Annotated in this window: 8 protein-coding genes; 5 read left to right on the forward strand and 3 right to left on the reverse strand. The window is 73.7% G+C overall.

Annotated features, from left to right (window positions below; genetic code table 11):
* The 5 genes from FM119_RS14320 to FM119_RS04710 all read left to right on the forward strand — a co-directional run.
* On the forward strand, positions 1-2,136 hold a 2,136-nt coding region (locus FM119_RS14320), incomplete at its 5' end, for a helix-turn-helix transcriptional regulator (protein WP_276327862.1).
* 137 nt (positions 2,137-2,273) lie between these two features.
* Entirely contained in the window at positions 2,274-2,882 is a 609-nt protein-coding gene (locus tag FM119_RS04695) for a SipW-dependent-type signal peptide-containing protein (RefSeq protein ID WP_179205203.1), read from the forward strand.
* 16 nt (positions 2,883-2,898) lie between these two features.
* On the forward strand, positions 2,899-3,534 hold the full coding sequence (locus FM119_RS04700) for a SipW-dependent-type signal peptide-containing protein (protein ID WP_087136531.1): 636 nt from the start codon (positions 2,899-2,901) through the stop codon (positions 3,532-3,534).
* Between the two features lie 4 nt (positions 3,535-3,538).
* Entirely contained in the window at positions 3,539-4,972 is a 1,434-nt protein-coding gene (locus tag FM119_RS14145) for a signal peptidase I (RefSeq protein ID WP_087136532.1), read from the forward strand.
* A 65-nt stretch (positions 4,973-5,037) separates the two neighbouring features.
* Positions 5,038-5,541 (forward strand): hypothetical protein, encoded by a 504-nt coding sequence (locus FM119_RS04710; protein WP_143822631.1) that lies wholly within the window; start codon positions 5,038-5,040, stop codon positions 5,539-5,541.
* Between the two features lie 78 nt (positions 5,542-5,619).
* On the opposite strand, the gene FM119_RS04715 is transcribed toward FM119_RS04710, so the two are convergent.
* The 3 genes from FM119_RS04715 to pta are packed head-to-tail and all read right to left on the reverse strand — an operon-like array spanning position 5,620 to position 10,391.
* On the reverse strand, positions 5,620-7,062 hold the full coding sequence (locus FM119_RS04715) for a phytoene desaturase family protein (protein ID WP_087136534.1): 1,443 nt from the start codon (positions 7,060-7,062) through the stop codon (positions 5,620-5,622).
* 3 nt (positions 7,063-7,065) lie between these two features.
* Positions 7,066-8,277 carry an acetate/propionate family kinase gene (locus FM119_RS04720; RefSeq protein WP_087136535.1) on the reverse strand — a complete coding sequence of 404 codons (1,212 nt, stop codon included), beginning with the start codon at positions 8,275-8,277 and terminating at the stop codon, positions 7,066-7,068.
* Positions 8,274-10,391: a phosphate acetyltransferase gene (gene pta / locus FM119_RS04725; RefSeq protein WP_087136536.1), complete on the reverse strand. Its 2,118-nt coding sequence runs from the start codon at positions 10,389-10,391 to the stop codon at positions 8,274-8,276. Before pta ends, FM119_RS04720 begins: the two co-directional genes overlap by 4 nt.
* Positions 10,392-10,550 lie beyond the last annotated feature (159 nt).

Here is a 10,550-nt window from a genome sequence, read left to right on the forward strand (position 1 = left end):
CCCGTGCTCTTCCCCCCGACGGCGGTGGACAGCGTCGAGCGCGTCACCCTCCCCCCGCTCACCCCCGGGCAGGAGCTCGCAGCGGCCGTGCTGCACAGGCTGGGGCCGCAGAGCTACCGTGCCGCGTCGAGGCACGTCGGCGACGACGCGGTCGACGCGCTCATCCAGCACGGCGTGCTCCGGCCCCTGGACGACGGCATGATCCAGGTCGCTCCGCTGATCGGGGCGACACTCCGGCTCCGGCACGACGCACCGGTCGAGGAGCTGCGGCGCTCCGCCCTGCTCCTCGCCGCCGCGTGGAACAGGGGCGAGACGCTCAGCCCGGACGAGCTCGTCCTCCTGGCGGAGATGGAGCTCTCCCCCGGCGCCCTGCGCGACGCGGGACTGCTGACCGCCCGCGCCGCGGCCATCGCCCACCAGCAGGGCGCGCACGCCGAGGCGCGGGCGCTCCTGGCCACCGCGGAGGCGACGGCACCGCGCCGGACGGCCGTCGTCCGGGCGTTCGCCGAGGCTGTGCGGACGGCGAGCGACACGCAGCCGCTCCGGCTGGTCGACGGCGAACGGCAGGCGGACGGCGTGGCCGAGGACGACGACCCCGTTCTGCACCGGAACGAGTGCTACCTCAGAGGGATCATCCGGAGCTGGTCGGCCCACCCGGCGTCCCCCCGAGCCCTGACCGCCCCGGAGACGGTGATCGAGCTGTGGAGCGAACAGGAGCCGTACAGCGTCGGAGCCGACGCCGACGCGACGCTCAGCCGCATCGCCGCGGACCCCGCGACCGACAGCTCGACGCGGTGCTGGGCCCTGGCCCTCGCCCTCGGCGCCAGCGCGCATCGCGACGATCGGAGGCGCGTCGAGGAGCTCCTCCCGCTCGCCCGGCACACCCGACGCGAGCACACCAGCGCGGGCTGGGTCCCCGAGGACTACTACGCGGCCGACGCCGATGCCGTGCTCTGGCTGACCATCCGCCTGGTCGTTCAACTCAGCGGCGCCGCGGAGTCCCACCCCGACGACGGCTGGGGCGGCGCCGCCTGGACGGCGACGGCCCCCGGCGGCCCCGACTCCCGCATCCGGCGCACGGGGGCCTACGTCCTCCGCGCCCTCGACGCGTTGGCGTCGGGCAGGGAGGACATCGTCGTCGCGAACGTCGAGAGACTGCTCCGAAGCCTGACCAGGCACTCCTTCGCCGGCCTCAACCGCACCATCATCCACATCTGCCGCTGGATCACCCTGCCGGAGACGCTTCTGCCCCCGGACCGGCGCGGCGTCCCCCGTACACGGAGGCGGAACGCCGAGCTCGACGGCGTCGCCGACGCGCTGGCGCTCGCCGAGCAGGCCAGCTCCCCCGCCCGCCCGGTCGGCGAGCCCCAGACACCGGAGTGGATGCTCACCCTCGCCGAGTTCCGGCTCGCCCTGGCCGAGGACGGCTACTGGCTCCGGCTCGCCGACGGGCTCCCCCCGATCGACGGCGCGACCGAGCCGCCCACCGTCGCGGCGCTGCTGAGCGCGCTGCGCTCCTCGCTGCGGGATGACGAGGAGATCGCGCTGATCTGCGACCGCCTCGTCGCTCAGCGCAACCCGCTCGCAGCCGCGCATGTCCTCGAGCTCGGGCGACGTCTGGCGATCGCGGACGGCAGGGAGGAGACGGCACTGGCCTGCGCGATCTGGCGGGACAGGCTGGGGTTCCGTGCCAGGGACGATGCCGGCGTCGGCGTCGGCGCCGCCGGGGGACGCCGCGTCGCGTCGTCCCCGTTCGACGCGGCGGAGCGCGCAGCGGCGTCGACCGTGGCCGGGCCGCTCCCGCCCGTCGCCCCCACCTGGGCTCCGCCCGCCTCCCCGAGCGGACCGCGTTCCGGCCGTGCGGACGAGGACCCGCGACCGGTCGACGGGGCGCGCCGCACACGCCCCTCCGCCACCGTTCCGGGACCCCGCAGCGAGCTGAGCGCACGCGAAAAGGAGATCTGCGGACTCATCGCGCTCGGGCTGAGGAACAAGGAAATCGCCGCACGGCTCCATCTCAGCGTTCGGACCGTGGAATCCCACGTCCTTCAGGCCAGGTCGAAACTCGGAGCGCGACGGCGCACCGATATTCCATCGCTTCTGCGCGCCGAAAACGAATTGTCCGCCAATTCGTAACCCGAAAAGGGGTTGTAGCGTCGTCGAGAACAACGAGAGGATTGATGAAGGCTCTCTGCCCTCACCCATTTCCCCACATTAATCGACAACGATTGGCGGGGCACATTCTTCGAGCCCACAACCCCCGAGAGGAAACAATGTCCGAGAAATCAGCGTCCACGCGCGCCTCACGCACGAAGAAGACGCGCGCGCTCCTCGCCGGCGGTGTCGTCCTCGGCCTGGGTGCGGCGTACACGCTCGCCCAGTGGTCCGATTCCGAGTGGGCGCAGAGCACCTTCGCCGCGGGCCAGTTCAATCTGGAGGGGTCGGTCGACGGCACCACCTTCGAGGAGCACCCCACCTCGGCCGATGCCGCCGAGCTCAGCTTCACGGCGGACGTCGGGAACCTGCGTCCCGGACAGGCGACCGCCTCGCTCTTCGCCATCCGGCTCGACTCGGCCACGACCGTGGACGCGAACGTCGCGACGACCGCGGCGGCGACCGGGTCGGCCACCGCGCAGCTGAGCCACCGCGTGATCCAGGTCGCGGCGCCGGGTGACTGCACGGTCGACGCGACCGGCACGACGGTCGCGGGCGAGGCCGCACTCGGCTCGCTCGGGACCGTGACGGACGTCGCGCTCGCGCCGGGGGCCGGCTCGGCGCCGGGGGCCAGCGCCAACCTCTGCATCATCGTCACCGCCTCCGACGACCTGGTCCAGTCCTCCACGGCCAGCGCGACCTGGACCTTCACCGCGAGCACCAGCTGAGCGGGCAGGAACCACGATGAGCGAGCACGCGCGCGCGCGTCCGCGTCGCGGCCCGCGCGTGCGCGCCGTGCTCGCCGGCGGCGTCGTGCTCACCATCGGCGTCGGGGCGACCCTGGCGAGCTGGACGGACAGCGAGAGCGCCCGGACGACCGTCACGGCGGGGCGCTTCGGCATCGAGGGCTCCGCCGACGGGACCACCTTCACACAGAGCTCCGCCTCGACGCCGACGACCGTCACCCTCACGACGGCTGCGACGTCGATGGTGCCGGGGCAGACCGTCTACGGCGGGTTCTCGGTCCGGACGGTCGCCGGCTCGGTCGCCGGGGAGGTCACCCTCCCCTCGCCAGCCGTCACCGCGACGGGGACCACCGCCGTCCCGCTCGACGCCGTGTACAGCTCGGAGGTACGGACCATCCCGTCCGGCGCGGCGTGCGACGCCGGGACCTTCGCCGCGGGGACGACGGTGATCCCGCCGGGACCGCTCGGCCAGGCGCAGGACTCCGCGGCCCGTCCGCTTGCCGCGGACCGGCAGTCCCCCGTGCACTACTGCATCGCCATCACCCTGCTGTCCTCGGCGGACAACGCCGCGCAGGGAGCCGGGGCGAGCGTTGTCTGGACCTTCTCCGCCCGGTCCGTGGTGCCGGGGACCTGAGCCGATGCGCGCCCTGCGGCTGCTGCGCGAGGTCGGGCTCTGGGCCGCGGCCGCGGCCGGCGTGCTCTGCATCGCGCTCTTCGTGGCGGCCCTGCTCGGCGGCTTCTCGCTGGTGATGTTCAAGACGGGGTCCATGGCGCCCACCATCCCGGCGGGCTCGCTCGCTCTCGTGCGCGAGGCCCCGGCCGCGGACATCGCGGTCGGCGACGTCGTCACGGTCGACCGGGGCGAAGTGCTGCCGGTCACCCACCGGGTGATCGAGGTCGTGGACGACTCCGGCCCGGTGACGTTCCGGATGCAGGGGGACGCGAACGCGGCCCCCGACCTCGAGCTGTACTCCGCGACGACGGTTCGGACGGTGGTGTGGGCTGCGCCGGGCCTCGCCCACACCGTGGCGCTGCTGTCGCAGCCCTGGCTGCTGCTCCTGCTCAGCGTCGCCGCGGCGGCGCTGGTCACCTGGGCGTTCTGGCCGAGGGACGGCGGGCGGAGCGGTGACGGTGACGGCAACGGCAACGACGACGGGGCCGGCGGCAGCGACGGGACCCACAGCGGCAACGATGACGCCCCCCGCCCCGACGACGACCGCCAGGGGCGGCCGGACGACGCCCCGCGTCGCACCGGATCCGCCCTCTCCGTCGCTGTCCTCATCGCGGCGGCGTCCACGGCCCTCACCCTCTCCGCCGCCCCGGCACACGCTGCGCCCTCGCCCGCACCCGCCGCGGCTCCAGGATCCGCCGCGCCCGCACCGCCCGCCCCCGCGGACGCGGCGCCGGCTACCCCGGCGAGCGCCCCCGTGCGCAGCGTCCTGACCGGCGACCGCATCACGATCACCATGCTCGAGAGCCCGACGGCCCGCGCACTGACGCCGGAGCGGGCCGAGCCCGTCGTCTTCGGCGTCGCCCCCACGCACGCGGACGAACGGCTCCGGCTGAGGACCACCGTCACGGCGAGCGGCCCGCTCCTCGCGGCGCTCGAGGCGACCGTTCTGCGCTGCGACCGGCTCACCTCGACGCAGCGCTGCCCGCCGGACTCGGAGGCCGTCGTCCGCGATGTCCCTGCCGAGCAGCTCCCCGGTCTCGCGCTCGCGCCGGTCGACGCGGGAGGGGAGGTCCGCTGGCTCGACGTCGCCGTGACGCTCGGCGACGGGGCGGATCCGGACGGCGCCGCGGCGGACATCGGGATCAGGGTCGACGCCGAGGGGCCCCGCGGCGACGGAGCGTCGTCCGGCGACGACCCGGCGGCCACCGAGCAGCTCTCCACCGGGAGCGGCCTCGCAGCGATGCGCGCCCCCGGCCCGCTCGCGGGCACAGGGGGGCACCTGGCCGCACTCGTGCCCGCCGTCCTCGCGGTCGTCGCGGGCCTGGTCGCGTCGGGCCTGGCCCGCCGGTCACGCGCCGGGACCGCCGATGACCGGCCCCGAGCGGACACACCGCGATGACCGGCCCGAGCACGGCGGCGGTCCGCCCCCAGCGGTCACGCCCCGTCCGCGGGCGGCGTGGCCGCGTGGCGCGACGGACGGCCGCGCTGGCCCTCGCCGGAGCGGTGCTGCTGCTCCCGTCCGCGCTCGACCCGACCCCGACCGACGCCGCGTTCACCTCCGACGCCGCCGCCGGCGCCGCGGTCGGCTCAGTGGTCCTGGCCGCACCGGGAACGCTGGGCTGCACCCAGAACTACGTGATCCTGGTCGGCACCTCGGCCACCATCTCCTGGCCAGCACCCACGGTGACGCAGCCGAACACGCAGTACGAGGTCACCGTCACGCAGGGGAACAACACCGACAGCTACCTCGTCCCCGGCGAGTACAGCACGACGTTCAGCCCCGGACTGCTGGGGCTCGGAGGCCTCATCGACTTCCTGTTCACCAACGGGACGGCGACGGTCAGCGTTCGCACCGTCGCCATCGATCCCGCCACGGGGGCGACGACGTGGTCATCGCCCCCGTCCTCCCGCAGTGTGCGGGTCGTGTTGCCCGTGCTTGGACTCATCGGCGGCTTCTTCTGCAGCTGACCGGCCAGACGGTCAGGCCGGTGCCGCGGCCGAGGCGGTGGTCGGCCGGGCATCCCGCACCATCCGAGCCACCCGCGGCTAGTGGAGCCCGAGCTCCGGCACGGCCACCCCGCGGTCGGCCAGCGCCGTCCTCGCCGCGAGGTAGCCGCCCATACCGTGGATCCCCGGCCCCGGCACCGCCGACGACGACGCCAGGTAGAGCCCGGCGGCCGGCGTCCGCCACGGCTGGGGCGAGAGCACAGGGCGGGCCAGGAGCTGGGCGATCGTCGCCGCGCCCGAGGAGATGTCACCCCCGACGTAGTTGGCGTTCAGGGCCTCTTCGTCGGCGGCGGTCGTCGCGTGGACGCCCAGCACCCGCTGCCGCAGACCCGGCGCGTGCGACTCGATGCGATCGAGGATGGCCTCGCGCATGTCGCGCGTGGAACCGGACGGGACGTGCGTGTACGCCCAGAGCACGTGGCCGCCCGCGGGGGCACGGCTGTCGTCGACGACGCTCGGCTGGGCGATGAGCACATAGGGGGTGTCGGGATACCGGCCCGCAGCGACCTCGTTCTCGGCGTGCAGCGTCTCGCGCCAGCTGCCGCCGAGGTGCACCGTCGGAGCGGCGGCGAGCTCCGGTCGCGTCCACGGCACCGGCCCGTCCAGGGCCACGTCGATCTTCGCCACCGCGTTGCCGTAGCGGAACCGGCGCAGCGCCGCGGCGTAGCGGTCGGGCAGCCGCTCGCCCGCCAGCCGCACCAGCTCGCGCGCCGAGGTGTCGGCGATGACGACCTCGGCGTCGGCGAACTCGGCGAGGTCGTCGACCCTGCGCCCCACCGTGACGCGTCCGCCGTGCGCGAGGAGGTCGTCGATCATCGCTCCGGCGACGGCGGAGGCCCCGCCGCGCGGGGCCGGCCAGCCGCCCGGCGCGTGCGCGTGGGCGGCGAGGGCGAGCCCCACGGCCGCTCCGCTCAGGCTCGGCAGCCGGCTGATCGCGTGCGCGGCGACGCCGGCCAGGAGCGAGGGCGCGTCCTCGGAGCCGAAGCGGCCACGCCACCACGGCCCGGCCTGCTCGAGCACCCTCGCACCGAAGCGCGCCGCCGTGACGGGGTGCCGGGGCAGGCGCAGCAGCGAGTTCATCGACAGCTCGGCGACGTCGTCGATGCGCTCCGACAGAGGGCCGAGAAGTGAGCGGTAGGCGGCCGCGTCCGGACCGAGGCGCTCCGCGGTGCGCTCGATGTCCCTGTACGCCACCGCCGCCCTGCTCGGGCTGATCGACTGGGCGTAGGAGATGTCGGCGGCGAGGTACTCGACGCGACGCTGCAGCTGGAATGCGCGGAAGAACGGCGAGGTGATCGCCATCGGGTGGATCGCCGAGCACACGTCGTGACGGAAACCCGGCACCGTCAGCTCCCGGGTGCGCAGCCCCCCTCCGGCGTCGTCGGCCGCCTCGACGACCTCGACGTCCATCCCGGCGCGCGCGAGCACGACCGCCGCGCTCAGGCCGTTGGGGCCCGAGCCGATGACGACCGCGCGCGACACGGCTCAGCCGCCCGCGGTCGTGGCGCCGGGGTCGACGATCGACAGCGTCTGCCTGGCGATCTCGAGCTCCTCGTTGGTGGGGACGACGAGCACCGTCACCTCGGAGTCGTCCGCGGAGATGACCCGCGCGCCCCGCTCGGGTGAGGCGTTGCGCTCCGGGTCGAGGACGATGCCGAGCCGGTCGAGCCCGGCGAGTGCCCGCTCCCGCACCAGTGGCGTGTTCTCACCGACGCCGGCGGTGAAGACGATCGTGTCGACGAGCCCGAGCTGGGCGTAGTAGGCGCCGATGTAGGCGCGCAGCCGGTGCACGTACACGTCGAGAGCGCTGACCGCTGCGGGGACGCCCTCCTCCGCGTGGGCGATGAGCTCGCGCATGTCGCCGTCGCCGGAGAGCCCGAGGATGCCGCTGCGGCGGTTGAGCAGGTCGTCCAGCTCGGGGACCGTCATGTGGGTCTTGCGGTGCAGCTGGAACAGCACGGCCGGGTCGAGGTCGCCCGAGCGGGTGCCCATCACCAGGCCCTCCAGCGGGGTGAGTCCCATCGACGTCTCCACCGACTCGCCGCCGCGGATCGCGCAGGCGGAGGCGCCGTTGCCGAGGTGGAGGACGATCTGGTTGAGCTCCGCCAGCGGGCGGCCGAGGAACGCGGCGGTCGCCTCGGAGACGAACTTGTGCGAGGTCCCGTGGAAGCCGTAGCGGCGCAGGCGGTGACGGTCGGCGAGCTCGCGGTCGATCGCGTAGCGCCACGCCGCCTCCGGCAGGGTCCGGTGGAAGGCGGTGTCGAACACGACCACGTGCGGGATGGACGGGAAGGCGAGCTCGGCGGCGGAGATGCCCTGCAGGTGCGCCGGGTTGTGCAGCGGCGCGAGCTCGGCGATGTCGGCGATGTTGATCTTCACCAGCTCGGTGACGAGCGTCGGCTCGAAGAAGCGCTTCCCCCCGTGGACGACGCGGTGGCCGACGGCGACGGGAGGGAACAGCTCCAGGCTCGGCCCGAGCGTCGCGAACGCCTCCTGCATCACCGTGAAGCCGTGGGTGTGGTCGGTGATCGGCAGCTCCCGCACGATCTTGCCGTCCGCGTTGGAGTGCACGACGGCGCCCATGTCCTGGCCGATGCGCTCGATGAGCCCCGAGGCGTGCACCTGCTCGGTCTCGACGTCGATCAGCTGGTACTTGAACGACGACGACCCGGAGTTGACGACGAGGACGACGCTCATGCCGTCGCCGCCTGGATCGCGGTGATGGCCACAGTGTTGACGATGTCCTGCACGAGTGCTCCTCTGCTCAGGTCGTTGATCGGCTTGTTCAGCCCCTGCAGGACCGGCCCGATGGCGACCGCGCCCGCCGAGCGCTGCACGGCCTTGTACGTGTTGTTGCCGGTGTTGAGGTCGGGGAAGACGAACACGGTCGCCCGGCCGGCGACGGCCGACCCGGGCAGCTTGGCCTTGGCCACGGCCGCGTCGGCGGCGGCGTCGTACTGGATGGGTCCCTCGACCTGCAGCTCGGGAGCGCGCTCGCGTAGCAGCGCGGTCGCCTCGCGGACCTTGTCGACGTCGGCCCCCGTGCCGGACGAGCCGGTCGAGTAGGACAGCATCGCGACGAGCGGGTCGATGCCGAACTGGGCCGCCGTCGCCGCCGACGACACCGCGATGTCGGCCAGCTGCGGGGCGGTCGGGTCGGGGATGACCGCGCAGTCGCCGTAGACGAGCACGCGGTCGGCGAGCGCCATGAGGAACACGCTGGACACGACGCCGACGCCGGGGCGCGTCTTGATGATCTCGAAGCCGGGACGGATGGTGTGCGCGGTGGTGTGCGCCGCGCCGGAGACCATGCCGTCCGCGAGCCCGGTGTGCACCATCATCGTGCCGAAGTAGCTGACGTCGGTCACCGTCTCCATCGCCTGCTCCAGCGTGACGCCCTTGTGCGCCCTCAGCCGCTGGTACTCCTCGGCGAAGCGCAGCCGGAGCACCGGGTCGAACGGCGACGTGACGGTCGCCGCCCTGAGGTCGAGGCCGAGCTCGATGGCCCTGGCGCGGACCTCGATCTCCTCGCCGAGGATGGTGAGATCGGCGATCCCGCGCGCGAGCACGGTGTGGGCGGCGCGGAGGATCCTGTCGTCCTCCCCCTCGGGCAGCACGATGCGCTTGCCCGCGCTGCGGGCGCGCTCGATGAGGCGGTACTCCAGCATGAGGGGCGTGACGACCTCGGTGCCGCTCAGCTGCAGCCGGTCGACCAGCGCGGCGACGTCGACGTGGGTCTCGAACAGCGACAGCGCGGTGTCGTACTTGCGCTGGGAGTCGGCGGCGAGGCGGCCCCTGGTGCGCATGATCCGCACGGCCGTCTCGTAGCTGCCGTAGGGGGACGTGATGATCGGCAGCTTGCTGTCGAGGCCGTCGAGCAGCCGGGTCACGCTGTCGGGCAGCGGGAACCCGCCGTTGACGACGACGCCGGACACGGAGGGGAAGGTCTCGGACTTCTGCGCGAGCAGCACGGCGAGCAGCACCTCCGACCGGTCGGCCGGGACGACGACGATGGCACCGTCGAGCAGGCGGTCGAGGACGTTCTCCATCGACATGGCCGAGACGACGACGCCGAGCGCCTCGCGGCTGAGCAGGGAGGCGTCGCCGCCGACGAGTGTGCCGTCGACGGACTCGAGGACGCTCTGCACGGTGGGCGAGTTGAGCACGGCGTCCTCGGGGATCGCCCAGACGGGCACCTCGGGCAGCTCCGCGGCGAGCGCGGTGCCGATCGCCCGGCTGATGCCGTCGAGCGCGGCCGGGTCGGCGCGGTTGGCGATGACGGCGAGCAGCTCGGCGTGCTCGCCCCGGAGCTCGGCGACGGCGACCTCGGTGAGGTGACGCAGGTCCTCGGCGCTGCGGGGCAGGCTGCGGCCGAGCTCCTCCTCGCCGCCCTGGTGCTGGCGCCCGCCGAGCACGAGCAGCACCGGGGAGCCCAGGTTGGCGGCGACGCGGGCGTTGAAGCGGAGCTCGGTCGGGCTGCCGACGTCGGTGTAGTCACTGCCGATGACGATCACGACGTCGAACCGGGACTGCAGCGACTGGTAGCGCTCCACGATCTGGCCGAGGGCTCGCTCCGGGTCCTCGTGGACGGCCTCGTAGCTGACGCCGATGCTCTCGTCGTAGTCCTGGTCGAGGCTGGGGTGGTCGAGCAGCAGCTCGAGCACGTAGTCGCGGCGGTCGCTGCTGCGCGCCACGGGACGGAACACGCCGACCCGCGGGCTCGTGCGCCCGACGGCGTCGAGCAGTCCGAGGACGATCGTGGATTTGCCGGTGTGCCCCTCTGCGGAGGTGATGTAGATGCTCTGCGCCACGGTCCCAGCCTATCCGCCGGGCGGGCGGGCTGACCACGGGCGGCACGGAACCTCCAGGACACCGGCAGCACCCCTGCCGGCCACCGGTGGTTCACCTCGATCCGCTGTGCTGGGGCATTCACCCCCCGCCCCATCCGTCGAACAGGACCCGTCATGTCC

The sequence above is a fragment of the Mycetocola reblochoni REB411 genome, assembly GCF_900163835.1.
In the GTDB taxonomy this organism is placed as follows: domain Bacteria; phylum Actinomycetota; class Actinomycetes; order Actinomycetales; family Microbacteriaceae; genus Mycetocola_B; species Mycetocola_B reblochoni.

Coding starts and splice junctions, on each gene's coding strand:
- FM119_RS04695 (WP_179205203.1), top strand. CDS start 2,274: ATGTCCGAGAAATCAGCGTCCACGCGCGCCTCACGCACGAAGAAGACG.
- FM119_RS04720 (WP_087136535.1), bottom strand. CDS start 8,277: ATGAGCGTCGTCCTCGTCGTCAACTCCGGGTCGTCGTCGTTCAAGTAC.
- FM119_RS04700 (WP_087136531.1), top strand. CDS start 2,899: ATGAGCGAGCACGCGCGCGCGCGTCCGCGTCGCGGCCCGCGCGTGCGC.
- FM119_RS14145 (WP_087136532.1), top strand. CDS start 3,539: ATGCGCGCCCTGCGGCTGCTGCGCGAGGTCGGGCTCTGGGCCGCGGCC.